26 protein-coding genes are annotated in these 25,922 nt (G+C 60.8%); 14 read left to right on the plus strand and 12 right to left on the minus strand.

The window, feature by feature from the left end; genetic code table 11:
• Positions 1-4: 4 nt before the first annotated feature.
• From CAG44_RS06510 to CAG44_RS06540, 7 genes are all read right to left on the minus strand, one after another.
• Positions 5-1,120 (minus strand): DUF2586 domain-containing protein, encoded by a 1,116-nt coding sequence (locus CAG44_RS06510; protein WP_085691796.1) that lies wholly within the window; start codon positions 1,118-1,120, stop codon positions 5-7.
• Between the two features lie 10 nt (positions 1,121-1,130).
• Positions 1,131-1,811: a phage virion morphogenesis protein gene (locus tag CAG44_RS06515; protein WP_085691797.1), complete on the minus strand. Its 681-nt coding sequence runs from the start codon at positions 1,809-1,811 to the stop codon at positions 1,131-1,133.
• Complete coding sequence (locus CAG44_RS06520; RefSeq protein WP_085691798.1) at positions 1,804-2,256, minus strand: phage tail protein; 453 nt, start codon at positions 2,254-2,256, stop codon at positions 1,804-1,806. The genes CAG44_RS06515 and CAG44_RS06520 overlap by 8 nt, the downstream gene beginning before the upstream one ends.
• A complete protein-coding gene (locus CAG44_RS06525) occupies positions 2,253-2,717 on the minus strand; it encodes a head completion/stabilization protein (RefSeq protein WP_085691799.1) in 465 nt (154 codons plus the stop codon). Before CAG44_RS06525 ends, CAG44_RS06520 begins: the two co-directional genes overlap by 4 nt.
• 97 nt (positions 2,718-2,814) lie before the next feature.
• Positions 2,815-3,612, minus strand: coding sequence for a phage terminase small subunit (gpM, locus tag CAG44_RS06530; protein WP_085691800.1), 798 nt, complete (start codon positions 3,610-3,612; stop codon positions 2,815-2,817).
• Entirely contained in the window at positions 3,612-4,628 is a 1,017-nt protein-coding gene (locus CAG44_RS06535) for a phage major capsid protein, P2 family (protein ID WP_085691801.1), read from the minus strand. Before CAG44_RS06535 ends, gpM begins: the two co-directional genes overlap by 1 nt.
• A gap of 1 nt (position 4,629) precedes the next feature.
• Positions 4,630-5,589: a GPO family capsid scaffolding protein gene (locus tag CAG44_RS06540; protein ID WP_085691802.1), complete on the minus strand. Its 960-nt coding sequence runs from the start codon at positions 5,587-5,589 to the stop codon at positions 4,630-4,632.
• A 160-nt stretch (positions 5,590-5,749) separates the two neighbouring features.
• On the opposite strand from CAG44_RS06540, the gene CAG44_RS06545 reads away from it, so the two are divergent.
• From CAG44_RS06545 to CAG44_RS06555, 3 genes are read left to right on the plus strand one after another with little or no spacing between them, the layout of a single operon-like run.
• Positions 5,750-7,816 carry a terminase large subunit domain-containing protein gene (locus CAG44_RS06545; RefSeq protein ID WP_085691803.1) on the plus strand — a complete coding sequence of 689 codons (2,067 nt, stop codon included), beginning with the start codon at positions 5,750-5,752 and terminating at the stop codon, positions 7,814-7,816.
• Positions 7,743-8,612 carry a phage portal protein gene (locus CAG44_RS29080; RefSeq protein ID WP_256576765.1) on the plus strand — a complete coding sequence of 290 codons (870 nt, stop codon included), beginning with the start codon at positions 7,743-7,745 and terminating at the stop codon, positions 8,610-8,612. The genes CAG44_RS06545 and CAG44_RS29080 overlap by 74 nt, the downstream gene beginning before the upstream one ends.
• Before the next feature lie 60 nt (positions 8,613-8,672).
• Entirely contained in the window at positions 8,673-8,930 is a 258-nt protein-coding gene (locus CAG44_RS06555) for an ogr/Delta-like zinc finger family protein (RefSeq protein ID WP_084297225.1), read from the plus strand.
• A gap of 44 nt (positions 8,931-8,974) precedes the next feature.
• Here CAG44_RS06555 and CAG44_RS06560 read toward each other — a convergent pair whose 3' ends face one another.
• Positions 8,975-9,157: a hypothetical protein gene (locus tag CAG44_RS06560; protein WP_085691805.1), complete on the minus strand. Its 183-nt coding sequence runs from the start codon at positions 9,155-9,157 to the stop codon at positions 8,975-8,977.
• Between the two features lie 90 nt (positions 9,158-9,247).
• On the minus strand, positions 9,248-9,772 hold the full coding sequence (locus CAG44_RS06565; RefSeq protein ID WP_085691849.1) for a helix-turn-helix domain-containing protein: 525 nt from the start codon (positions 9,770-9,772) through the stop codon (positions 9,248-9,250).
• On the opposite strand from CAG44_RS06565, the gene CAG44_RS06570 reads away from it, so the two are divergent.
• The 9 genes from CAG44_RS06570 to CAG44_RS06615 all read left to right on the plus strand — a co-directional run bounded on the left by CAG44_RS06570 (position 9,689) and on the right by CAG44_RS06615 (position 15,100).
• Positions 9,689-9,889, plus strand: coding sequence for a DNA-binding protein (locus CAG44_RS06570; RefSeq protein WP_004576333.1), 201 nt, complete (start codon positions 9,689-9,691; stop codon positions 9,887-9,889). The genes CAG44_RS06565 and CAG44_RS06570 overlap by 84 nt on opposite strands.
• Positions 9,890-9,919: 30 nt before the next feature.
• Positions 9,920-10,399 (plus strand): YmfL family putative regulatory protein, encoded by a 480-nt coding sequence (locus CAG44_RS06575; RefSeq protein WP_305880075.1) that lies wholly within the window; start codon positions 9,920-9,922, stop codon positions 10,397-10,399.
• Positions 10,396-10,635: a hypothetical protein gene (locus tag CAG44_RS06580; protein WP_143516006.1), complete on the plus strand. Its 240-nt coding sequence runs from the start codon at positions 10,396-10,398 to the stop codon at positions 10,633-10,635. The genes CAG44_RS06575 and CAG44_RS06580 overlap by 4 nt, the downstream gene beginning before the upstream one ends.
• 67 nt (positions 10,636-10,702) lie before the next feature.
• The gene (locus tag CAG44_RS06585; RefSeq protein ID WP_085691808.1) at positions 10,703-10,936 is read left to right on the plus strand and encodes a hypothetical protein; all 234 of its coding nucleotides are present in this window, start codon (positions 10,703-10,705) and stop codon (positions 10,934-10,936) included.
• 8 nt (positions 10,937-10,944) lie between these two features.
• Positions 10,945-13,632 (plus strand): toprim domain-containing protein, encoded by a 2,688-nt coding sequence (locus CAG44_RS06590; RefSeq protein WP_085691850.1) that lies wholly within the window; start codon positions 10,945-10,947, stop codon positions 13,630-13,632.
• Positions 13,633-13,637: 5 nt separating this feature from the next.
• Entirely contained in the window at positions 13,638-13,922 is a 285-nt protein-coding gene (locus CAG44_RS06595; protein ID WP_085691809.1) for a hypothetical protein, read from the plus strand.
• A 94-nt stretch (positions 13,923-14,016) separates the two neighbouring features.
• The gene (locus tag CAG44_RS06600) at positions 14,017-14,295 is read left to right on the plus strand and encodes a hypothetical protein (RefSeq protein ID WP_085691810.1); all 279 of its coding nucleotides are present in this window, start codon (positions 14,017-14,019) and stop codon (positions 14,293-14,295) included.
• Positions 14,292-14,543 (plus strand): hypothetical protein, encoded by a 252-nt coding sequence (locus tag CAG44_RS06605; protein ID WP_085691811.1) that lies wholly within the window; start codon positions 14,292-14,294, stop codon positions 14,541-14,543. The genes CAG44_RS06600 and CAG44_RS06605 overlap by 4 nt, the downstream gene beginning before the upstream one ends.
• Before the next feature lie 224 nt (positions 14,544-14,767).
• Positions 14,768-15,100 carry a hypothetical protein gene (locus CAG44_RS06615; protein ID WP_085691813.1) on the plus strand — a complete coding sequence of 111 codons (333 nt, stop codon included), beginning with the start codon at positions 14,768-14,770 and terminating at the stop codon, positions 15,098-15,100.
• Positions 15,101-15,129: 29 nt separating this feature from the next.
• Here the strand turns inward: CAG44_RS06615 and CAG44_RS06620 are convergent, their stop codons facing one another.
• From CAG44_RS06620 to CAG44_RS06630, 3 genes are all read right to left on the minus strand, one after another.
• A complete protein-coding gene (locus tag CAG44_RS06620) occupies positions 15,130-15,963 on the minus strand; it encodes a site-specific integrase (RefSeq protein ID WP_256575210.1) in 834 nt (277 codons plus the stop codon).
• Between the two features lie 495 nt (positions 15,964-16,458).
• Complete coding sequence (locus CAG44_RS06625; RefSeq protein ID WP_256576763.1) at positions 16,459-23,565, minus strand: VCBS domain-containing protein; 7,107 nt, start codon at positions 23,563-23,565, stop codon at positions 16,459-16,461.
• Between the two features lie 356 nt (positions 23,566-23,921).
• Positions 23,922-24,209 (minus strand): PilZ domain-containing protein, encoded by a 288-nt coding sequence (locus CAG44_RS06630; RefSeq protein ID WP_085617459.1) that lies wholly within the window; start codon positions 24,207-24,209, stop codon positions 23,922-23,924.
• Between the two features lie 203 nt (positions 24,210-24,412).
• On the opposite strand from CAG44_RS06630, the gene CAG44_RS06635 reads away from it, so the two are divergent.
• Together CAG44_RS06635 and CAG44_RS06640 are read left to right on the plus strand one after the other, a co-directional pair.
• A complete protein-coding gene (locus tag CAG44_RS06635; RefSeq protein ID WP_085617457.1) occupies positions 24,413-25,078 on the plus strand; it encodes a response regulator transcription factor in 666 nt (221 codons plus the stop codon).
• A gap of 281 nt (positions 25,079-25,359) precedes the next feature.
• Positions 25,360-25,836 (plus strand): GNAT family N-acetyltransferase, encoded by a 477-nt coding sequence (locus tag CAG44_RS06640; protein ID WP_085617455.1) that lies wholly within the window; start codon positions 25,360-25,362, stop codon positions 25,834-25,836.
• Positions 25,837-25,922 lie beyond the last annotated feature (86 nt).

A 25,922-nucleotide genomic window follows, 5' to 3' on the forward strand; every position in this document is an offset into this window, starting at 1 on the left:
GGGCTTACTCCTGGTCGTCCTGGCTCAAGTCCAGGGCGATGTTTGCGGTGAGGGTTTTCGGGCAGTTGTACGGGCGCAGCTTCAGGTACGCCTCGACGGAGGTTTTGCTGGTCCAGACCAACGTGATGGAGTCATCCGAAGGCGGCTCGATATCGCCTGGGAATTGCACGTTGGCGAACACGACCGAGCGGGACATATCGCGCAACGGCTTCATCAGGGCGGTCTTGTTCTGCGCCATCGAGGTCGCCGAACTGTTCAGCTTCCGGTCGGCGATACGCTGGATGAGCAGGATGCGCACGCGACGGGCGGCCTTGTCCGCGATGCGCAGGTACTCGACCACCTGATAGTCCGAGCCCGGGGCATCAAGCATGTTGCCGTCACCCCAGAAGGTGCCGGGGTAATCCGGGTAGGTCTGCGGTACCGACAGGCGAGCCTTGTCCAGCTCGGCCACGATCGCGGATGGGAGCGGAATGCTGTCCTTGTCGACCGGCACGGCGCCCAGGCCTACCAGGGCGCCAGTTGCGACCCGCATCGGACTGTCAGCGATGCTTACGTCTGCCCGGGCCAGGCGTCCGGCGAGCACGCCCAGGTTGTTGCCGTGAAGCTGAGGCACGCACAGCACGCGGGGTGCGGCCACATCCGCTACCTTGGCCTTGGCTTCGGATAGGTAGGCCGCCCAGTCCTGACCGACGGTGATGCCCGCAATCGCCGCCATGATGAACACCCGACGCCCGTACTTGGCGCTGATTTCCAGCGCCTTGGCGTTCATCGCGTCGAAACTGGCCTTGTCCACCACAGGCACGGTGACGACGATCGCTTCGACCGAGACGTTGTCCTGCTGCGCCTTGTCTACTGCAGCGGCCCAATCGCCATCGACAGCAATCGGGGCAGCCATGCAAGCCCATTTTTCGCCGCCGTTTTGGCGGGCAGCCAGGACCTGGGTTTTCAGGTCGGACGCCGGAATGCCCAGATCGGTATCCAGATCGCTCTGGGTGTTCAGGGCGAGCAGCTTGCCAACGTTCTTGCTCGCAGGGCCGATGAACAGGAAATAGCGCTCGATCTCGGTCACGGCACCTTGGCCGAGGTTGAGATTGTTAACGTTGGCGGATCCAAGTGCCATGGAATGCCTCTTAGCGGGGAGAGTTGAGGATTTGTTGAAGCACCTGGTTCACCAGCAGGCTGGTGTCGCGGGTGGTGTTCGCGCCGAGGAACTGGCGCTTTGGTAGCTGGATTTCCCAGCTGTCGGCACCGGTGGACTCGCCTCGGGTTTCGTCCAGGACGCGGATCAGGACGCCGGCCTGCATGTAGCTGACGTGCTCGAGGATCCACGACACCGAGGGCCGGCTGAGCCGTTTCTTGCCCTCTTGGCGGACCTTGAAGCCCAACCGGCGGAGGCGCTTGGCCTGCCGATCGGTTGCCATCGAGCCTTCGCTGACCTTGTTCCAGCGGCGCATCTGCTGAGCAGTGCGGCGCTCCGAGGCGCCATTGTGCTGCTGGGCAGCAACCCATGAGGTCAGGCTGTTCTTCCAACCCAGGACGGCCTGGTCGGGGGTCAGGCTGGTGACCTGGATCAGTTTGCCCAGCCCGGACTCCATCTTCTTTTGCCCGGGCTCAGGGTTTTTGCGAGCAGCAAAGGGCGAACCGTCAAGGTTCTGCTGGCTGCGAATCCGCTGACGGCTCATGGCACGGACGCGCTTCGACACGTTGTTTAACAGACGACGGCGCAGGCGCGGCTCCAGCTGCAACAGCGCCAGTTGCTCACGCACCCCCAGGACGCCCCGGGCATCAAGGTCGAATGAACGACTAGCCACGGGCTGTCACCTCGCCCTGTTCAGCCACCCACAGGTCGTAGGGGATGAACGACCAGGTCTTACCGAAGGCCTCGATCTCGCCGGCATCGTCCTCAGCCAGGTACTGGGGCTCCACGAATTCCAGGACCAGCTCAACGTCGAACAGGCTGTTTTCCAGATCCAGCGGCTCGATGTTGAAGGCCGGCTGCGGGAGGTCGTAACGCTCGCGGTCTGGGTCATTGGTTTCAAGCCAACTGCCCACCAGGGCGACCAGCCGCGGCGGAGAGCCGTTGAAGCGCTCGAAGCCGAATACCGCGCTGTAGCGGGTATCGCCCATGTGTAGGCCGCGATCGGACTCCTTCCAGATCAGCTGGACGTCCATTTTTTCGACCCAACTGTCCAGCTGCTCCGGGAGCACCAGCTGCCGCTCGAGGAGGTACGTGGTCAGGGCCTGGAGCTTGTTCACAGCAGCACCGCCGTGATGCGGCCGCGGCCCTGCAGCGCGCGAACTGCCTGCTGGCTAAAAACCAAGAAGGCCTCGGCCCGCTCAGGAGCTTCCTTGCCGGTGTTCTCTGCTACCTCGCGCCGGGTCACCGTGGCGAACTGGGCTAGCAGGCTAGCCTTAGCCCGCATGTAAACGCCGCGCTTGTACAGCGACGCCTGAAAGGTGCGCTCCGGCAGGACGGTGCTGTCTGCGGATTCAACGTTTGACACTCCAACGTCCTGCCAGCGCGCTTTCAGATTGGCCAGGTCAAGGTTGACCTCGTGCATGGCCGTAGTGAGATCAGCGGTCAGCATGTCTGCGGCGTACTCGCCCGGCAGCCGGTAGCCCTTCTGGAACTCAGCCACCGACAGATCGGGCCAGAACCCGTCGTTGACGATGGTCTGCTCCACCAGGGCATTGGTCTTGCCGGAAAATCCGCTCATGCTGGCTGCTCAAATAGGGCAGGTTGCTGCTGCGGGTGGGTCGGGGTCATGAATGACTCGGCCTTTCCGTAGCAACTCCCTGCGGGGGGGAAGACGGTTACTCGGTGTCGGTGCTGTCGCCGGCCTGGTCTTGCTCAGCCGCCGACTGCAGAACTTCATCGAGCCGGGTTGCAAGCTGGGCAGTCGACTGTCCACCTTGGGCGATCGCCTTGGCCAACGCCTTACGCGCACCCGCCAGGCGCGTACCCACGCCAATGCTTTCGTACAGAGATTCGGCTCGCTCGAAGTGCACGATGGCGGAGCTCCAGTCCTTGCGGTCCATTGCCAGCATGCCGAGCTGCTTGTGGTATCGAGCCGGAATGCGTTCGAACAGGGACCACTCACCATCCACCCGGGGCAGCAGGTTGCTGACGTAAGGCTCAGGGCTGCGACCGGCCTTGTATTCGGCCTCGGCCCACTCGATCAGCTCGTCCGCCACGAACGTGGGGATATCGCGATTGAAGCGTTCCGGCAGTGCTTGCCCTTGGAGCATGGCGAAGTCGGCAAGCTCCAGGGCCTGCTCGAACTGAGCGGTGTCGAACAGCCAGACCAGGACGTACATCAGCACCTGGTTGGGGAAGTTCAGACCGGATTCGCGATAGCGACCGACGTACTCCTGGTACTTGGGCAGCAACTCGTCGCGCTTGACGAGCTGCCGCTGCTCGAGGCTGTTGAGGCCCGACAAACGCTCGAGGTCGACCAGCAAGGCGTCCTCCATCAGCTTGTAATGCTTCTGAGCGTTGGCCGGGCTGGTCAGTGCGGCGCTTGGAGAATACGCCGCCGGCGCCGCACTGACGGCCAGCGCTGCCATGCCCAGTGCGAGGGTGCGGCGCTTGTGCGCCAGTGCCAGGCTCATCAGATCACCTCAACGTTTTCAGTCAGGGCGATCTTCTCCAGCTGCTCGATCACATAGCCTTCGTTTCGGCTGTTGTAATCTTCGACGCGGGAGCGTTTCGGGTTGTCGATGGTCTGCTTCCGCCAGCTGCTGTCCTGGTAGTAGATCGACAGGTTGTCGAAGCTGGTGACCAGAACCGCATTGACCGGGAAGTACGGCACGCTGAACGACGGCAGTCCGCCGTAGGTGGCGATCACCTGCTGGCTCTCGATACGCTCTTTCTCGGTCGGCGTTCCACCCTGGCTGGCATACAGCTTGGCCTTGTCGGCGGCCAGCAGGTCGCTACCGATAATGGCGATCAGGTCACCACCGTCACGCACGCGCTCGTCGATCATCTGCTTGGTGTCGTGCACCAGGGCGTCGAGGTTCGGGTAGTCGCCATTCACGCCCATGGTGACCTTGCCAGCCACGGCACCATCTTTCAGAACCTGTGCCGGTACCAACTCACGAGCCTGCTGCAGCCAACCTTTGTTGACGTCTTGGAGCAGCGGGTACTGGGTAATGTCGGTCTGCACGGCCGCATGAGTACCGTGGAAGCCGACCATGATGCGGTCCAGGGCGATTTGCTTCTGCACCGCTGCCGAGTACTTCTGGTGGAACTCAGGGAATTTCGCCCAGGCATCGATCTTGGCGTAGGACAGGCTGACATCCGACTCAGTCGACGACAGCTCGTAGGTGTCCTGGTCCAACGCCGAGGCATCTTTTGCTTCACGGTCGGTGATTTTGGTGTTGGTGCGGCCAGTGACAGGGCCGGAGGTGCCCAGGAACACCTTCTGACCTTTGATCTCAGGCACACCGATCACGTTGATGCGCTGCAGGAAGTCAGCTTTCGCGGTGATCGCGTCGTTCAGCTCCTGCGCAATGGTCGGCTCGACGCTGAACATACGGGTGACCGCTTCCACGCCGTAGGTTTCGGCCATCGCCATTTGCATCGCAGCATACATCTGCGCGCCGTAAGTACTCAGGTTCTGGGCCATGTCAGAGGACTCGCTTCGTTTTGTCGGCGGTGACACCGGTGGTACGGGGCACCTGGCGGCCCTGCGGGGTGTTCAGCAGCTGGCTGAACATGTTTTCGATGTTCGCCATGCTCGAGGCCAGGGCCTGGTTGGTTGGCTGCGGCGCGGCGGCAGGCTGGGCTTTCGGCGAAGCCGGACGACGACGGTTGAACTCGCGCTGTTCTTCGGCAGTGGAAACGATGTCGTCCACTGCGGATTCGACGTTGTCGATCGGCGCCTGGTCAGGGGCAGGGGCTTCTTCAGCAGCCGGCTCGATCACGGCCTGAATGCCCGCGGCCACGATCAGAAGTTGCTGCAGCAGCGCCTGGAGCGCTGTGGCGGTTGCTTCATCCATTGGGGGTTTGCTCTCGGTGGGGGTGTCGGATGGCGCCGCGCTCGCCGGCTCGGTAGCGAAACGCTTGAAGAACTTGGTCATGAGTGCAGCCAGCTTTCCGATTTCGGACTCGGTACCGGCCTTGGTCAGCGGACCCAGCTCTACAGGCGCGCAGAAGTGCGCAGCCTTGCTCGTGCGGCTGGAGAAATAGAGCTCTTGAGTGCCCAGGCTGGCCGGGGAGTCGGTGACCGCCATTCCGGTCAGGTAGTACTTGCCGGTGTTGGCGAAGTTCGGGGTGATTTCGACGCTGGTGAAAAGCTTCTCGCCCTGGTCGTTCAGCCACAGCAGCTTGTCGTTGGGCTTGAGCTGCGCCTCAAGCGCAACCTGGCCGGGCTGCAGATCCTCCGCGTCTTCGACCAGGCGGAGGGAATAGACCGTACCGAACGAACCGGACCAACGCTCATGCTCGCACCAGATCACTGCGGTATAGGTGGCGGTCTTGTAAGTTTCCGCAGCGTCGCGCAGCTCCTGGGGAAGGATTTCGCGACCATCGATAGTAGGGCCGCTGGTGGCAACGCGTTTCCAGTACGAAACGAGGGAACGGGGCATGGGAGTCTGCTGGGTTCGTGGCTTTGAGGCCCCCACCATATGGCCCTAATCTGCCCCCAACAAACGGTTTGCTTTCGCCCCCCTCCTATTTGCACGTTATAGGATAAAGGCGGAAATATACCGGGAGTTAGCAACACAATCGGTGCTTAGACTGCGCCGCATGTACTACTCGAACGAAGTAAAAGAAGCTGCCAAACGCCTGTTCCTGCGCCGCTGCAAGGCAAAGGAAATCCAGGCGCAACTCGGGCTGCCCAACGTCCGGATCGTCTATTACTGGATCCGGCAGGGCGGATGGGAGGACATGCTCACCGACGAGGAGCCGCTGACGGCCGTCAGCCGTCGAATCACGCTTCTTTATGAGAAAGCCGGGGTCCTGACCGAGGCCGAGCAGAACGAGCTCGACCGGTTGATCACCCAGCGGGAACGGCTGGCCAAGCAGTGCGCTAAGCCGGCCACGCCTGCGCCTCAAGCCGAACCTGGTGGGAGCCAAGACAATGAGCAGCCGCGGCGCGATCGCGGCGAGCGAGGCCAGCGCCGGCGCGGGGAGCGCGGGGAGGCCAAGAAGAAGGCCCCGAAGAACGATGTCACTGGGCTCACCGAGGTCGACTTCCTCGACAAATTCATCAGCAAGATGTTCGGCTACCAGAAAGAGCTGTTCGAGGCCAAGCAGAACCCCCTCACCGCCCGGATCCGGAACATCCTGAAATCCCGCCAGGTAGGCCTGACCTACTACTTCGCCGGCGAGGCATTCATGGATGCCGTGCTTACCGGTGACAACCAGGTGTTCCTGTCGGCCAGCCGGGCCCAGTCCGAGATCTTCCGCAGCTACATCATTTCGTTCGCCATGGAATGGTTCGGCCTTGAGCTCACCGGCAACCCGATTGTCCTGAGCAAGGACGGAAAGCCATGGGCTGAGCTGCGGTTTCTCAGCACCAATAGCAGCACCGCCCAGGGCCATCACGGGCACGTCTACGTTGACGAATACTTCTGGATCAAGGATTTCGAGAAGCTGAACAAAGTGGCATCGGCCATGGCCACCCACAAGAAATGGCGCAAAACCTATTTCTCGACGCCCAGCGCCGTTACGCACCAGGCCTACCCCTTCTGGACAGGCGAATCCTTCCGCAACCGCAAGAAGAAACGCGACACGCCTGCAGTGGCGGAATGGCCGGCGGCTACGGCATACAGCGCCGGCGCGCTATGCCCTGACGGCCAGTGGCGCAAAACGATCACCATCCTGGATGCGATCAGCAGCGGGTGCGACCTGTTCGACCTCGAGCAACTGCAGCTGGAGTACGACGACGATGCGTTTGAGCAGCTGTTCATGTGCAAATTCATCGACAGCTCGCAGGGAGCCTTCCACTTGGCCGACCTGGAGCGCTGCTACAGCGATCTGTCCCTGTGGACAGATTACGACCCCGACGACAAGCGGCCCTTCGGCAACAGCCCGGTCTGGATCGGCTACGACCCCAGCCGCACCCGTGACGATGCGACGTGCGTGGTCATCGCCCCGCCGCTCGAGCAGGGCGCCAAGTTCAGGATCCTGGAGAAACACAGCTGGCGGGGCCAGTCGTTCAAGTACCAGGCCAACGAGGTCAAGAAGCTCACCGAGCGGTTCAACGTTCAGCACATCGGCATCGACACCACCGGCATCGGCTACGGCGTGTTCGACCTGGTGCGCGACTTCTACCCGCGGGCCCAGCCGATCCACTACAGCCTCGAGACCAAGAACGCCTTGGTGCTCAAGGCGCAGGACACCATCCAGCACGCGCGGATCGAGTGGGATGCCGGCAGCAGTGATATCGCTCAGGCCTTCCTGACAATCAAGCGCGGCACCACCGCCAGTGGCCAGGTGACTTACAGCGCCTCACGTACAGAAGCCACCGGCCATGCCGACATAGCGTGGGCCATCATGCACGCCCTCCACAACGAACCTCTCAACACCAACCGGCAGCGGCGCAGCCGCTACGTCACCAGCGGACCAGGAACCCATGGCACAAACTCACGTAGCCCAGCAGCAGCCCAGACAACCCGTGCGAGCCTTCACGTTCGGCGCGCCCGAGGCCGTTCTGACCAACAACATCGCAAACTACCTCGGCGTGTTTCCCAGCGACGATGGCACCATTTACACGCCACCGGCCTCACGCATTGGCCTGGCCAAGCTGCTGCAGGCCAACGCGCACCACGGCGCGATCCCGCCGTTCAAACGCAACCTGCTGCTGCGTGAGTTCATCCCTTCGCCTGGTTTCAGCCTACAGGCGATGAGCCGATCGGCGCTGGACTATATGGTGTTCGGCGAGACCTACCTGCTGCGCAAGCGCAGCGTGTTCGGTCAGGTTCTGGAGCTTGAGCACCTACCGGCGATCAACATGCGGGTAAAGGTGAACGGTGGGTATGTGATGCTCATGCCCGATGGCAGCCGGCTGGAGTTCGACCAGGACGAAGTGGAGCACATCTTCAACTACGACGTGCAGCAGAACATCTACGGCGTCCCCGACTACCTGGGCGGCCTGCAGGCGCTGCTGCTCAATGAGGCCGCCACCCTGTTCCGCCGGCGCTACTACAACAATGGCGCTCACGTCGGCTACATCTTCTACTCGAACGACCCGAACATGAGCGAGGCGGACGAGGAGTCGCTGCAAGCGCAGATCTCCGGTAGCAAGGGTGTGGGGAACTTCCGCAGCATGTTCGTCAACATCCCGGGCGGCGGCGAGAAGGCCATCCAGATCATCCCGGTTGGTGACTTCCAATCGAAGGACGATCTGGAGAAGGTCAAGAACATCACCAGGAACGACATCATCGCGGCTTGGCGCATGAACCCAGCGCTGGCCGGCATCATCCCCGAGAACAGCGCAGGCTTCGGCGACATCGAAAAGATCGATCGGGTCTACACCAACAACGAGATCCGACCCATCTGCCAGATGTTCAACCAGGTGAACGACACACTGCGCGAAGACAGGCGAATTAGCTGGAAGACGCCAGAAAACACCGACGAAATCGCTACCTCTGGTAACGATTCATAGGTGATATAACTGGAAAATGACGGCATAATGATGGCGCATTGAACCCTGGGGAGGGACACCATGCGAGTCTACTGCACGACTTGTGGCCATAAAGGCCGGATCAGTTCGCGGGACAATGTCACCCGCGCCTATGCAAAGCTCTACTGCCAATGCCTGGACGCAACGTGCGGGCACACCTGGGTATCCGAGCTGTCGTTTTCGCACACCTTGAGGCCGTCCGCGCAGCACCTGGACACGCTGATCCTGGACCGCATCAAAAGTCTTCCGGCGGACAAGCAAAAGGAATTGTTTGATCACATGAGCAGGCCTGCGGCCTGATAAGAACCGCCGGCCGATTGGTCGGCGGTTTTGTTTTGGATGACTCAGGAATCCGTGTCGTCCGGATTTTTGGCCAACTGCTCAATAAGGCGCTTCACCTGGTGTCGCTCCTGCTCCCGCATCTGGCGAAAACGACCGATCAACCGACGTTCGTTTTCGCTCAGACCGGACCACTGGAAATCCATCAGTTCAACGCAATCCTGCTCAGTTACTGCCAAATTCAACATTTGCTAACTCCTTGATATGCAATGTGAATTCGCAGTTATCAGGGCAGCAATAGCGCTTTACATTGGGGGATACGACTAGTGGATAGCTACCTACTGCCCAGCATCATCGAACATGGCTTTCAAGAAGCGACGCAGCGCTTGCTGATCCTGTTCTGGGATACAGCGGTAGCGCTCGATTATTTGAGCCTCGTCGGAGCTCAAGCCGGTATCGATAGACCGCCTCCCGAAGAGAACGAATCCCACATCGACGCCCAAGGGAGCTATGCCCAGCAAATAGGCACTATCGGGGTTCCGTACCCCACGCTCATAGCTGCCTTGGGTGTTCCGGTTTACCCCGCCCGCTTGGGCCAAATCCTCTTGGCTGAGGCTCAACCGAACCCTTTCTTCGCGTAGCCGATCCCCGACCGATCCTTCAGGCGCTGATTCAGGCGCACAAATTTTCAAGCATTCACCCTTTACAAGACCAATTTCGCGTGCATAATCACCACCAACGAACACAAAACAACTCGTTGCAACAGGAGGCAACACACTATGCCCGCGCCAGTTACGCCGGAGCAAGCCCGCGCAGCGCTTGATCGGAAAGGGATGAGCATCGCGGAATTTAGTCGGATTCATGACCTGAACAAAAATTTGGTCAGCGACCTTCTCAACGGTCGTCGAAAAGGCCGCCGGGGGGAGGCACACCGTGCAGCGGTACTGCTGGGTATCAAAGACGGCGTAATCGAAGAATAAGGCCATTGGCCACTAGGGATGAATCAGAACATGAATCGCTCAGTTCTCAAGACAAGGAAGGATGTGGTCAGCGCGATCATCCGCGCATACCCAGGCGGTCGAGCTCAAGCAGCTGCGCACCTCGGCCTCGAGCTCAAGAAGTTCGACAACCACGCCTACGAAAACAACAACGCTCGCCCACTCAACGACCTGCAGCTGTGCCAGCTGGAGGTCACCGCGCACACGACATTCCTGCCGGAGTTTATCGCTTCGCTGTACGGCGGCATCTTCGTCAAGGTCGCCGATGTCGACGCCCTGGACAACGTCGAGCTCTATGCGATGTCGATGGTCACCTCCGCCAAACGTGGAGCTGTTGACCTAGAGATTGCGAAGGCCCTGGCCGATGGGTCCATCACCAGCGCCGAGGCGGAAGAAATCATGCGCGCCCATGAGGCTCACATGTCCGCTCGCCACACTGAGGTGCTTTCGGCGATCGCGCTGCACCGCGCCCGTGCGGGGGTTGCAGCATGAGCACAACTCACCCTGACTACCAAGACGTACTGAAGTCCTCGGCGATGCACTACCTGCAACGCCACCAGGCCGAACACCTGAGCGGCGACGACCGTTTGTTCGCCCGTGCTGTTTGCCACCTGGTCGCCGACCACCACGTTTCTGACCCAACTGCTGAAAAAGCCGTGCACCTCGCCATGACCGACCTTGGCCTGGGCGCAGCTGACCGCTCGCACCCCCGCGCAGCGCGCACCTAAACCAACCCCATTGCCCTGCCCCGCTTTCCGTGGGTTTGGGTGAGCTGCGTCCGAAGTCGAGGTTTCGATGGATAACAAGATGGTGATCAAGGCGGAAATGAGCCCCGAGCAGGCCACCGCCCTGCTGGCTTTGCTCAAGTCTGAATACCGCCTGGCTCTCTCTGAGCACTGGTGGACGGATGCCTACCGCTACGTGCCGGAGAAAGACCGGCATACCGCAATCGTCCTGAAAAACCCCGTCATGGGCGCGCAACGCCGGCTGATCGGCGCGCTGACCTACAGCCTCAAAACTGCGAAGTAACCGTCATGATGAATGAAGATATCCGCTCACAAGTGTTGCAACGACTCGAAAGTGATTTCGGCCTGAAGCTACGCGTTGGCACCAACTACATGCGGGGCGGCGTATGCCCGGCCTGTGGAAAGAAAGAGCTGTATGCCCGCCATGACAATCCGTGGCAGATCCGCTGCGGGCGCCCTGAGCGCTGCGGCCACATCGAGCATGTCAAAGGCATCTATGAGGATCTGTTCGAAGACTGGAGCAAACGCGCACCGGCGACGGAAAACGACCCAACCCTGACCGCCCGCACGTACCTGGAATTCGCTCGGGGCCTTGACGCGTGGAAGATGACCGGGTGGTTCACCCAAGAAAACTACGTCAACCAGGAAAGCGGTGAGGCCAGCGCCACGGTTCGCTTCCCCCTGCCGAACGGCGGTTACTGGGAGCGGCTGATTGATCGCCCTGGGCGATTCGGCAAGATGAAGGCCCGCTTCAAGTTCGGTTACAGCGCGCAGGGTCAATGGTGGTGCCCGCCAAGCCTCAAGCTTGAGGCTGTCGAGGAGCTGTGGATCGTTGAGGGGATCTTCGACGCCATTGCCCTGGTGCAGAACGGCATCGACGCGGTGTCGGCGATGTCGAGCGTCAACTTCCCAATCGAGGCGCTGAAGCAGCTGGTCGAGCAACGCCAGGGCAACCTGCCAATCTTGGTTTGGGCCCTGGACAACGAGCCCACTGCCCGCGGCTACCTGCAGCGCTGGGCGAAGCAGGCCTCCGATATGGGCTTCGAGTGCAAGGCTGCACTGATCCCACAGCGCGACAAGAAGGTGGACTGGAACGACCTGCACCAGCGTTGGCAGTTCGAAGATGAAGGCCAGGCCCGCAACCTCAAGCGCACACGCGACCTGGCTGCTGCCCGTCATGAGGGCGACCTGCTGCTGGCCCCGACTGCCCGGGAAAAGGCGCTGCTGATGTACATGTGGGACGAGGGCTTCACCGAGTTCGCGTTCGACTTCGGCAACCAGACCTATTGGGCCAAGTTCGACCTGTCCAAGCTCGAGGAGGAGCAGAAAGAGCTGGCCGGCAGCAAGGACCAGGACGACGAAGACGATCGCCGCGATGTCTTGAAGAAGGTTTGCTCGCTGAAACTGCTGGCCAACTGCCGTTTCCAGGCGCTGTACAAACAGGTCAGCGATGTCACCAACGAGGCCTGGTTCTACTTCCAGGTGGCCGGCAAGCAGGACGATGACGGTGATAACTACACCTTCACGCCCAAGCAGATTTCCTCGAGCAGCGAGTTCAAGACCCGCCTGATGTATTCCGGGGCTACCTGGTTGGGCACACAGAAGCACCTGGACCAGATCATCCTGCGGCAGACCGAAGGCCTCAAGACCGTCGAGACTATCGACTTCCTGGGCTACAGCCGCGACCACCAGGCCTACATCTTCAACGACATCGCCATCCACAACGGCTCGATCTACAAAGCCAACGACGAGGACTACTTCGAGTTTGGCAAGCAGCGCGTCAAGTGCCTGATGAAGTCGGTGAAGATCAAGAACAAGCTGGACGCAAAGGGCTACCGCGAGGATTGGCTGGATCACCTGTGGACCTGCTTCGGCGAGAACGGTGTGCTGGCCCTGACCTACTGGTTCGGCTCGCTGTTTGCCGAGCAGATTCGCGCCGAGCATGAGAGCTTCCCGTTCCTGGAAATGTCCGGCGAACCCGATTCGGGCAAAACCACCCTGATCAAGTTCCTCTGGAAGCTGTTCGGACGCCTGTACGAGGGCTTCGACCCAGCCAAGAGCTCGTTCTCTGGCCTGAGCCGGGCTATGGGCCAGGTGGCCAACCTGCCCCTGGTGCTGCTCGAGGCCGACCGGAACACCAACGAGGATAATGCCAAAGCCTTCGAGTGGGACCAGTTCAAAGACTTCTATGGTGGCGGCACCCTGCGGACCCGTGGCGTGAAGTCCAACAGCAACGACACCTATGAGCCGCCTTTCCGCGCCTCGATCGTGATCGCTCAGAACGCCATCGTTGTCGGTCACGAAGCCATCATCAGCCGGATCTTCCGCCTGCCCTTCCTCAAGCCAACGATTACCGAGGCCAGCCGCCGGGCAGCCGACGCGATCGTGCAGACCGAGCTCGAGGACGTCAGCCACTTCATGATCAAGGCCATGCGGGCCGAGCCGAAGATCCTCAAGCGCTTCGCCGAGCTGTACCCGAAGTACCGCGCCGAGCTGTGGGCCAACCGCAAGCTGACCTCGGATCGTGTGATCAAGAACCACGCCATGATGCTGGCCCTGTTGGACTGCCTGCAGCTGGTTATCTCGGTCCCAGACCACATGGTCAAGGCGTGCCGTAAGTACGTCGAGAAGGCCGCCAGCGAGCGCCAGGCGGCGATCACCACCGACCCGAAAGAGGTGAACGAGTTCTGGCAGGTGTACGACTTCCTCGAGTCACTGCCCGGGGCCCCTCTGGTCAACCACAGCAAGACCCCTGGCCAGATCGCTATCAACCTCAACCAGTTCGCCGAAGTGGCCGTGGAACACCGGCAACGGATCCCGGAGCTGGGCGTGCTGCGGCGCCTCCTCAAAGACTGCCGTGCACACCAATGCCTCTCTGAATCGAAGCGCACCGAGAGCGCCATCCGGTTTCGCATTCAGCAGGCAAGGCCATTGGAAAACATCCCCCAGTCCGTTCGCTGCTTTGTCTTCCGGGAGTAACCGACATGGACATTCACGTTATCAGCAGCACTTGGGAAACCGAGGCACCGGACCTGATGGGATTCGTTACCGCAAGTCTTCCGCCATCAGCTGTGCCTTACGTCTTTGCCGACGCCTACGCCACCGATGGCCTGCTGGAGATTCTGGAAGTGCGCGTCGCACGCGGTGAGCGTGGGCTACTGGTCATGAACTGCTCATCTGCCCAGGTGCAGGCAGTCCTGGAGTGGAGCACCTGCGACGACGATGGCCAGCTGCAAGACGTTGAGATTTTCCTGGTGCGTCGCGAGTAGCGGCCTACCGGAGAACGGGCCGGCAATGACCGGCAAAAGAAGGGCGCCGAGGAGTTGCACCTCCCCGACGCCAACCACCACAGAGGACAGTCATATGAACTCGATTACCCAAAGCAGCGGTACCGCGAAGCCTACCACAACCGAGGCCGGCCACTGTCCGCGCCTGCTGGCCATCGGCGTCATTGGCGCCGCCATGGTCGATCACCAGGTGCACCGTTCGGCCAGCACCCGTGCCCGCCTCGAGGGCGCCGCCGACATGGCCCAGCGCTTGGGCGTACTCGATGGAGCAGAGGCCCAGCTCGTCGCCACCCTACTCGCTCGCTACGACGCGGGCCAACCCTTCAACGCCTTCGCTCCAGGAGCTCAAGCATGACCAAGCAGCCAACCCGCTACGACACAATTGTGATTAAAGACTCGACCAGCACAGCAGTCCCTCGACAAGTGGAAGGTGGTCAGGTGGTTTCGTGGTCTGCCGGTCACGCAATCGCTGAGGGCAATGCCTACGAAGAGTTCGCCAAGGCTGTGATGAACGGCGAATTCGAAACACTTGAGGAAGCTGAGCACGCGGCCAGCTGTGCGCAGATCAAGGCCAACCTGCAACGGGAGTTCGGCTATGACTGACCTTGTAATCAGCGTTCGCCTCAGCGCCGGCACGTACACCGCCCGAGCCCGCGGCGAGAAGGCCACCGCCAGCAGCACCATCAGCGCCGATGCAGCTGCTCACGCCTTGGCCAGTAAGCTTGGGGCCCAAGTGGCACAGCCGGACCTATTCGCCGCAAATCGTCGCAGCACCGAACCACACGTTCAATTCACCGCCCGGCGCGGCAGATGATGGAATAGCAGTAATGAGTAATATGCATGCCCCCTCGAACGAAGCGCTGATGCTCGAGAACGCGGCTCTTCTCAGCTCGCTCAATGAACTGATCAATCAGCTGAAACGACCGCAGGTATCCATCCAGGATCAATTGTGGACAACACAGGACATTGCCGATTATCTCAAATTGGCTCAATACACAGTTGAACGCCGTGTCGTAGTGCAGGACACCTTTCCGGAGAGCATGCAGCCGTGCGCTACCGGAGAGCGCGCATCTAAACGGTGGTTTGCTGGGGAAGTGATCACCTGGAGCAGGCAAAATAGAGCAAGACTGCCAGAACCTCGCGCCAGACGGCGTGCGTAACGCTAAAGCCTGCCTCGCGCAGGCTTTTTTCAATCCAAACGCAATGCCATTTCTGAAGCAGTAGCGTTGTAATAGATCATCAACGAACGAGGGTCTTTGTGACCAGTGATACGGGCAAGGTCGAGGACATCGACCTTTCTTGCCAGTCGCGTAATAGCCTCATGTCGAGTGTCATGGAACGTGAGCCCCACGATCGCTACATCGTCTCTCACCCTCCTGAACATCGCATCGGCCGACGCAGACGTCAGCCTGAACAGTTTTTCAGCACCTTTCCTCTCTCCCAGTAGCAACCCAATCAGTGCAACGGCCCGCTTGCTCAGTGGGACATTCCGACTAGATCCGTTCTTAGTCATTGGAAGATGCACAAAGCGCTGTTTAAGGTTCACATCCTTGGCAGTGATCCCAAGAATTTCGCCTTGCCTCATAGCTGTTTCGAGGGCGATGAGAAACGCCATGGCCAGTTCCTGGTGAAGCGTCACAGGGACTTCGCCTTCCACATAGCCAAGCCGATTGAGCAAAGCGCTTTCTTCCGCTGGGTCAATGCGACGATCTCTGGGCGGATTATTGAGGGGGCGCTTCACATCGCGCACAGGGTTGACTACACATGCGCGCCATTCCCGACGAGAAATCTCGAACACTGACGACAGTAGCGTCATCTCACGGCGAACGGTGGGACTGGCAACTACTCGAAGCCTTGCGTCACGCCACTTGGCCACCTGGTCACTGGTAATGTCCGACAGGAATTCCCCTACCCATTCAAGTTCTGCATCAAACTTGTCCAGCCGGAGCTCCTCCCATTTCTTGCCGGCCTTGGTAGGGGTAACGTCACGTTTGTAGCGGCGTAGCGCCTCAGATACTGTCATTTCCACAGAACACTTTGGTCCGCCGGCAGACGCCAGAATCTCAGCCTCGCGGGTGGTAGCCCATGCAACTGCTGCGGCCTTCGTTGGGAAGGTCTTGGTGTCCCGGACTCCCAATCTAGCGACCTCGGCTCGCCAGCCACCGCTACGCTTCCGAAAAGATGCCATTCCGTTACCTCTGTCCTTGCTGGCGTAAAAGTGGCGTAAAGGCTATCACGCCAACGCAGCCAATCGCCGCGAACTGCACTAAGAGGCACAGCGAAAACCCAGCGTAATCAGTAGGTTGAAGCTATACGCCAGCTATAGCACCTTTTTGCCAACATCTCCAAGTTGCCCCCTCGGGGCACCAAGATCCGGAAAAAACCGACCTTATGGTCGGTTTTTTTTCGCCTGCGATTTGGGCGCGCCGACCTGTGGGAAACCGCCCAGCCCTTTGAGCTGCGCTGTCGCACAGGGAGCAATGTTCGAGAGCGTGTCACATTCCCAGCAGCAAAAGCATCATGTCGCCAGGATAAAGTCCGTCTGATCGATACCTGCACTGTCAACACCGATTAGGCGAATCGTGTCCACCCCAATCCCGACCACTGTGTCCGCTCCGTCAGCCACAATGCTCACGTTGGCAGCGAACGTCTCGCTGCTGATCCCCAGCCCCGCTATATTGAGCAAGTCCTGCCCTCCGGCCGGATTGATATCGAAGCCCTGGATCGAGTCGTTGCCGAAGTCCGCCGCAGCAAACACGAAGGTATCGTTACCAAGGCCGCCGATGAGCATGTCGTTGCCCAGCCCACCGACGAACAGATCGTCACCCGCACCGCCAACCAGAGTGTCGTTGGCCAGGCCACCCAACATCGTGTGATTTGCCGCCGCAGCATCGTAGGCCAGCTCACTGCCGCTGCCCTCGGCGTTCGCCTGCAAACCCGCCGCCGCGTATTGGCCATTCATCGCGACGTGTGTCAAATGAGCACCGTCGCTCAGGGTCAGCATGCCGCCGGTGCCTGTGTCATTCGCCGCATAGGTGATCTGCGTATTGGCGCCGAACGCAACATCGCCGAAGTCCAGCTTGTCACCCGCGGCAAAACCGCTGATGCTGCCGCTGAACGCCGTCGACTTCTCAAGCTTGAGCATGCCGGCCGCGCCGCTGTCGAATGTCACATGCTGATCGGAGGCAGCACCGAACTCAAGGATCGCCGAACCGCTGATCGTCGCCCTTCCCGCGCCACTGGCATCGGCGTGGACAGTGATGTTGCCATCGTTCGCCCACAGGCTGCCGCTGTTGATGAGCGCACTTTCAATCACCAAGCCGCCGCTGCCGTTGGCTTGCAGCACACCTGTGTTGATGACGGCGCTACTACCGGTATCGATCACCAGCGCATTGACGCCGCTGGCCAGGATCTGGCTCGAGTTGACCAGCATCATCTGCCCCGCGCCCAATTGGCCGGCACCCGAGATGGTGTTGTCGGCATTGGTGAGCACCGTGTCCGCGCTGCCACCAAAGATCATGTTCTGCGCGCTGTCGGACAGCACCACTTGCCCGCCACCGCTCAACGTCGCGCCACGGAACAGAATCTCGAGATCGGTCCCGCTGCCGGTGGAGCCGAGCGCTATGGTGCCGCTGTTGTCGATGCGGCCACCGAACGGCATGATCGCGCCGTCGGCAATGGTGATGGTGCCCGTATTGGTTGTGATCGGGTCCACATCGAACATTAGGTTGGCCGCGCTCAACGCCGCCGCATCCACGCCGTTGACCGTAATCGTCTGGTGATCGCTGATGCTGAGCACGGCATTGCCGCTCGCGTCGTTGGCGATAGTCACATCCGCAAAATCGTTGACGCCTGTGAAGCCGATCAAATCGATCTTGTCCGCCGCCGCGTCGAAACTGTAAATGACGTTGTCGCCGATCGGCTGGGCGAACACGAAGGTGTCGGCACCGGACGAGCCGGTCAGGTTGTCGTCGGCGGACAAGGCGAAGATCGGTGCACCTGGGGCATAGATTTCGACGTTGTTGTACACATAGGCGCTGGCGCTGCTGCCGTCGCTGTTATTCCAGTACATGTTGACATCGAGCACCAACGCACCGGCGAATTCGCTTGGAGTTGTCACAGTCAATGCGCCGGGATCGCTGGTCTGCACGGTCCAGGTGCCATCGCCATTGTCGGTTCCGGCATTGAATACCCAACCCGAAGGAGCACCGCTGATGGTCACCGTCACGGGGCCGCTGATATCGGCCCGTGGAACGTTGAGGGCCAGATTGACGGGTTCGCCGGCAACGCCTGCCGGAAGGTTTGCACTGCTCCCGGCCGCACCAGGATTACCCGCCAGATCGGTGTAGCTGTTCGCGGCAACGTCGACTTTTATGCTACCGCCCAGGGTTCTGGTCAGCGTTGCCGTGTAGGTATCGCCGTCAACCTGGGTAAAGTTACTGAAGGTGCCGCGTGGCGTTCCGCTCGTTGTCGTCATCGCTACATCAGACAGGCTGAAACCGCTCACCGTCTCACTGAACTGGAATGTGACCGTCGACGTTGCCCCCACCGAACTGCCCAACGCAGTTCCTGTCACTATCACCGTTGGTGCCACGGTATCGACGGGCGTCTCAACGACGTTCTGCACGTTCACCGTAATCGACTGCGTGTCGATTCCGCCATTGCCGTCTGACACCTGAACGTCCACAACGTAGACGTTGTCGCCGTCGGTACCACCGACATCCTGGGGATTCTCGTAATCGGGTGCAGAGTTGAACGTCAGCACCCCGCTCGAACTGATCGAGAACTTGCTGAAGTCCGTCCCGGCCGTGTTCAGCAGCGAGTAGCTCAACGTCTGCGCCGGCAGATCGGCATCGGTCGCCACCACCGTGGTAACCGCGGTGGTGTTCTCCGCCACATTGACCGAAGCCGTCGCACCACCACCGTTGGAGGTGATCACCGGGGAGTTGTCGTTGACGCCTGTCACGGTTACCGCGATTGCCTGGTCGTCAAACAGCGTGCCGTCCGACGCCCGTACAATCAGGTCATAAACGTTGTTCGTTCCCGAATCAGTCGGTGCTTCGAAGTTGGGTGCAGAAACAAAGCTCAGCACGCCTGTGCCCGAAACGATCGAGAACTTCGCGGCATCCGCTCCGCCGACGATGCTGTAGCTCAGCGTTTGTGCCGGAAGATCAATATCGGTCGCCGCCACTGTCGTGACCGCTGCGGTGTTCTCCGCCACGTTGATCGAAGCCGTCGCACCGCCACCGTTGGAAGTGATCGTCGGTGCGTCGTTGCTGCCGGTGACGGTGATGGTCACCAGTTGGGTATCGACGCCGCCTAGGCCGTCGCTGACCTGCACCGTAAACACCTCGTTGTGACTCTCACCGGCCTTCAGCGATTGCACGGCACTGGCAACGCCATCGCTGCCGTTGGCCAGGGTGTAGGTCCATTGGCCGCTGTTGTCCACGGCGATCGAGCCGTAGGTGCCCGTTGGCGAGCCATTGATGCTCCAGGTCGCCGTGGCGTCGTGATCGATGTCGGTCGAGCTGAATTGGCCGCTGACGCTGAGGGTGGTGTCCTCCTGCACGGCGCCGGCATCATTGCCGGCGGCGAAGCTGAGCACCGGCGCGTCGTTGCTGCCGGTGACGGTGACGGTGACGGTCACCAGTTGGCTGTCGACGCCACCCAGGCCATCGCTGACCTGCACCGTAAACACCTCGTTGTGACTCTCGCCAGCCTTCAGCGATTGCACGGCACTGGCAACGCCATCGCTGCCATTGGCCAGGGTGTAAGTCCACTGGCCGCTGTTGTCCACGGCGATCGAGCCGTAGGTGCCCGTTGGCGAGCCATTGATGCTCCAGGTCGCCGTGGCGTCGTGATCGATGTCAGTCGAGCTGAACTGGCCGCTGACGCTGAGGGTGGTGTCCTCCTGCACGGTACCGGCATCATTGCCAGTGGCGAAGCTGAGCACCGGCGCGTCGTTGCTGCCGGTGACGGTGATGGTCACCAGCTGAGTGTCGACGCCGCCCAGGCCGTCGCTGACCTGCACGCTGAACACCTCGTTGTGACTCTCGCCGGCCTTCAGCGATTGCACGGCACTGGCAACGCCATCGCTGCCGTTGGCCAGGGTGTAGGTCCATTGGCCGCTGTTATCCACCGCGATCGAACCGTAAGTGCCGGTATTTGAACCGGCAATGCTCCAAGTAGCGGTGGCGTCGTGATCGATGTCAGTCGAGCTGAACTGGCCGCTGACACTAAGCGCGGTGTCTTCCTGCACGGCGCCAACATCGTTGCCGCTAGCGAAGCTGAGCACCGGTGCGTCATTGCTGCCGGTGACGGTGACGGTCACCAGCTGGGTGTCGACGCCGCCCAGGCCGTCGCTGACCTGCACCGTAAACACCTCGTTGTGACTCTCGCCAGCCTTCAGCGATTGCACGGCACTGGCAACGCCATCGCTGCCGTTGGCCAGGGTGTAGGTCCATTGGCCGCTGTTGTCGACGGCGATCGAGCCGTAGGTGCCCGTTGGCGAGCCATTGATGCTCCAAGTAGCGGTGGCGTCGTGATCAATGTCGGTCGAGCTGAATTGGCCGCTGACGCTGAGGGTGGTGTCCTCCTTCACGGCGCCGGCATCATTGCCGGCGGCGAAGCTGAGCACCGGCGCGTCGTTGCTGCCGGTGACGGTGACGGTCACCAGTTGGCTGTCGACGCCACCCAGGCCATCGCTGACCTGCACCGTAAACACCTCGTTGTGACTCTCGCCAGCCTTCAGCGATTGCACGGCACTGGCAACGCCATCGCTGCCATTGGCCAGGGTGTAAGTCCACTGGCCGCTGTTGTCCACGGCGATCGAGCCGTAGGTGCCCGTTGGCGAGCCATTGATGCTCCAGGTCGCCGTGGCGTCGTGATCGATGTCAGTCGAGCTGAACTGGCCGCTGACGCTGAGGGTGGTGTCCTCCTGCACGGTACCGGCATCATTGCCAGTGGCGAAGCTGAGCACCGGCGCGTCGTTGCTGCCGGTGACGGTGATGGTCACCAGCTGGGTGTCGACGCCGCCCAGGCCGTCGCTAACCTGCACGCTGAACACCTCATCGTGACTCTCGCCAGCCTTCAGCGATTGCACGGCGCTGGCAACGCCATCGCTGCCGTCGGCCAGGGTATAGGTCCACTGGCCGCTGTTGTCCACGGCGATCGAGCCATAGGTGCCCGTGTTCGTACCGGCAATGCTCCAAGTAGCGGTGGCGTCGTGATCGATATCAGTCGAGCTGAACTGGCCGCTGACGCTGAGGGTGGTGTCCTCCTTCACAGTGCCAACATCATTGCCGGTGGCGAAGCTGAGCACGGGCGCGTCATTGCTGCCGGTGACAGTGATCGTCACCAGTTGGCTGTCGACGCCGCCCAGGCCATCGCTGACCTGCACGCTGAACACTTCGTTGTGACTCTCGCCAGCCTTCAGCGACTGCACGGCACTGGCAACGCCATCGCTGCCGTTGGCCAGGGTATAGGTCCACTGGCCGCTGTTATCCACCACGATCGAACCGTAGGTGCCGGTATTTGACCCGGCAATGCTCCAGGTCGCCGTGGCGTCGTGATCGATATCGGTCGAGCTGAATTGGCCGCTGACGCTGAGGGTGGTGTCCTCCTGCACGGCACCGGCATCGTTGCCGGTGGCGAAGCTGAGCACCGGTGCGTCATTGCTGCCGGTGACGGTGATCGTCACCAGCTGGGTGTCGACGCCGCCCAGGCCGTCGCTGACCTGGACGCTGAACACCTCATCGTGACTCTCGCCGGCCTTCAGCGACTGTACGGCACTGGCAACGCCATCGCTGCCGTTGGCCAAGGTGTAGGTCCATTGGCCACTGTTGTCCACGGCGATCGAGCCATAGGTGCCGGTATTTGACCCGGCAATGCTCCAAGTAGCGGTGGCGTCGTGATCGATATCGGTCGAGCTGAATTGGCCGCTGACACTAAGCGCGGTGTCTTCCTGCACGGCGCCGGCATCATTGCCAGTGGCGAAGCTGAGCACCGGCGCGTCGTTGCTGCCGGTGACGGTGACGGTCACCAGCTGGGTGTCGACGCCACCGAGGCCGTCGCTGACCTGCACGCTGAACACCTCGTTGTGACTCTCGCCGGCCTTCAGCGACTGCACGGCGCTGGCAACGCCATCGCTGCCGTTGGCCAGGGTATAGGTCCACTGGCCGCTGTTGTCCACGGCGATCGAGCCATAGGTGCCCGTGTTCGTACCGGCAATGCTCCAAGTAGCGGTGGCGTCGTGATCGATATCAGTCGAGCTGAACTGGCCGCTGACGCTGAGGGTGGTGTCCTCCTTCACAGTGCCAACATCATTGCCGGTGGCGAAGCTGAGCACCGGTGCGTCATTGCTGCCGGTGACGGTGACGGTCACCAGCTGGGTGTCGACGCCACCGAGGCCGTCGCTGACCTGCACGCTGAACACTTCGTTGTGACTCTCGCCGGCCTTCAGCGATTGCACGGCACTGGCAATGCCATCGCTGCCGTTGGCCAGGGTGTAGGTCCACTGGCCGCTGTTGTCCACGGCAATCGAGCCGTAGGTACCGGTATTTGACCCGGCAATGCTCCAGGTCGCCGTGGCGTCGTGATCGATATCGGTCGAGCTGAACTGGCCGCTGACGCTGAGGGTGGTGTCCTCCTGCACGGCGCCGGCATCATTGCCGGTGGCGAAGCTGAGCACCGGTGCATCGTTGCTGCCGGTGAGGGTGATCGTCACGGACTTGGTCACTGTCGCCCCGAAATCGTCAGTCAGCGTGACCGTGAACACTTCGGTCTTGGTCTGGCCCTCAGCCAAGTACTGCGCCGCGCTGTTGTTCAGCGTATAGGTCCAGCCCACGGTGCCCGCCGCGTCGCCGGTGCTCTCGTCGCTGACATTGGCCACCAGCGTACCCAGCGCACCGGATGGCGCGCTCACGCTGGTCACATGGGCGTCATCGGCCAGGTCCACATCGCCGAAGGCGAAACTGCCGCTGGCCACCGTGGTGCCGTCTTCGGTCACCGCACCGTTTTCGATTTCCGCCGCCGACACCGTTGGCCCGTCATTGGTGCCGGTGATAGTGATAGTCACATTCTGCGTTGCCGACGAACCATGCCCATCACTGATAGTGACCAGGTAGGTTTCGGTGACTGTCTGTCCCTGGGCCAGGTACTGCGCCGCCGTATTGCTCAGGTTGTACGTCCATTGCACTGATCCGTTGGCCGCATTCGCGGCTTCGCTTACCGCCGAGAGCACGAACGTACCAAGATGAGTAGTGTTGCCCTGCGCCGCCGCGAAAGTCGCCAAGTGCGTGTCACTCAGGTCGACGTCGTTAAAGACAATCGTGCCGCTGGTCGTCAGCGAGTCGGTCGTGTTCGCAGTGGTATCGGCGTCTTCGGTCACTGTGCCGGCCTGCGCGCCAAGGCTGATTGTCACACCATCATTCACGCCCGAAAACTGCACTGTCGCGGTGGCCCAACTGAGCGTTCCATTGCCGAGACGTATCGCATAGGTAAAGCTGTCCGTCAGCAACTCGCCAGTAGCAAGCGCCTGGAGTTGTGCCTTGAAAGCAGAGGTAAAGGTAGCGGCGTCGTAGCCGACCTTACCGTCCGAGGTGATCCAGATCTTTGCACCATTCAAACTGGTGTCAGAACTCGTCGCCTCAGCCCTCGCCGAATCCTGAGTCAGGAGATCGGCCGGAGCATAAGTCTTGGTGGTAGTAGAAAGACTGTCCGCGTTGTCGATTGACCAGAGTGTCTTCGCGTTACCGCCGAGGTCATTGGACATGACGTCCCAATACATGATCCCCAGCAGATTTTCAGTGGTTGTGAAGACGTCGTCCTGCGCCTGCGGCGTGTTGGAAAACGACGTAACGGTCCCGCCACTGGTAGTTGTAGTGCTAGCCATGTCTTTCTCCCTAGAGTGTCACCCTGAGTGAAAAACCGCTGCGGGCCGCTATCAGCCGCAAGCCGATTCTTCCTCCAACCACGAACACCTCAATCCATCGGTACCAGCCGGCTGGCCAGCAACTTCACGCCCACCCCAGTCCTGCCGCCCTGCGGTTCAATGCGCACGATTTGTCCTTGCGCCTTGAACTTCATGGGGCCGCCGGGGGTGTCGAGTTCGATCTCGAAGTCAATCACGCTACCCACCTGCTGCTCGTAATCGGTTTCGAAATACAAACCGGAGGCGCTGATGTCACGGGTGACACCGCTACCCCCGCCGATTAGTTGCAGCGACAGGGTGACTTGTTCTCGGGGCTCAATTCGGTGTGCGTCTTTCATGACGGCAGTCTAAAAACGACTGCTGTTTTCTACATGAGCGCGCTATCCCTTTTTTCTAGGAGTCAATCCGCCCTAAAACCGTGCTTCCATAGGACAAATGTCATGGGAGGGATTGCCTGATGCGTTATGGAAAAAGGCGACAGGCAGCAACGATTGCTATCCTGATCAGCTAACACAACCCGCTTAAAGAGGCAGCGAGCCGCATGCCAATTCAGGTCCTGTTGGTCGCTCTACCGCTCGTAGCCTGGGGCCTCGAGCGTCTGGTCGAAAGCGCTCAACCGAGGTTGGCGCTGGCGGGTTCGACAGCGTCGGTGGCGCAATACCTGCTTTCGCTGCACCAATACGCACCGGATGTGGTGGTATTGGACCTGGACAGCGAGGACGGTATCGAGTCGCTGGCCGACCTGCACAGCCGGACCAAAGCCAGAATTCTGGTAGTGACAGGGTCGAGTGACTCGGCACTGCATGACAGTGCAGTGCTGGCGGGCGCACGTGGCGTGGTGGATAAACGGGAATCGGCATCGGCCTCAATATTGCTCAAAGCCATAGAAAAAGTGCATGAAGGCGAACTGTGGATTGACCGCAACGCGACCAGCCGTATCTTCCTTGAACTGGCGCGCAAGAAAACCGAGCGCGATTTTGATCCGGAGCAACACAAAATCGCCAAGCTGACGCGCCGCGAACAGCAAACCATTGCATCGTTGGCCAAAGACCCCTCTGCCCCTGGCAAGTTGGTGGCCGAGAAGCTGCACATCAGCGAGCACACGCTGCGCAACCATTTGACATCGATTTACAGCAAGCTGGGCCTGACGAACCGCGTGGATCTCTACGCCTACGCACACAAGCATGGGCTTTCCACAGGCGACTGAGAGCTGCGGCAACACGCCGGATCTACGCCATCCATCGCCTGCACAGGACCACGGAGGGATGCACTGCATCCGTCCAATCGGCGGGGGTCGCTGGTCAGCCCCGTTTCTGTGAGGGCATTGAAATCGAAGATATCGTTGCGGCTCCGCCGGTGGGAACATCCTTGCCCATACCACCTTGTGAGGAGCAACTGCCTTGCACAATATCCAAAAGCTTGCACCATCCCTGTAGGAGCGGGTTTACCCGCGAAGAGGCCAGTTCAACCAGCGCAAAAGGACCTGCCATGCACCTGACCCACCGCCCCGTCCAGCCCAGCGACATCCCCGTCATCTGCACCTTCCCGCAGAGCCCGGACGAGCTGTTCTACATGTTTCCCAAAGCCACCCATCCCCTCACCCCCGCCCAGTTGACCGACGCCATCGCCCAGCGCAGCGGCTCCACGGTGGTGGAAGGCAACGGCGCCATCATGGCCTTCGCCAACTTCTACAAGGCCGAACACGGCGGCGTGTGCGCCCTGGGCAACGTGGTCGTGGCCCCCAGCGCCCGTGGCCATGGCGTGGCGCGCTACCTGGTAACTGCCATGATCGGACTCGCTCGCCAGCACTACGCCGCCCGGGAGGTCTGGGTGTCGTGCTTCAATCACAACACCGCAGGCTTGCTGCTTTATCCACAGCTGGGCTTCGTGCCGTTCGGCATCGAGGAACGGCAGGCGTGGGATGGCACGCGGGTGGCATTGGTGCAGATGAAACAGCTGATGTAACGTAAGCGCTCCATGAACCCCACATCAAAGCGCTTACCTGATCCCCGATGCTGTGCTCCCGATTTCTTTCTGGAGTGCGCCGACCA

It is taken from the genome of Pseudomonas sp. B13(2017), assembly GCF_002113245.1.
In the GTDB taxonomy this organism is placed as follows: Bacteria; Pseudomonadota; Gammaproteobacteria; order Pseudomonadales; family Pseudomonadaceae; genus Aquipseudomonas; species Aquipseudomonas putida_Z.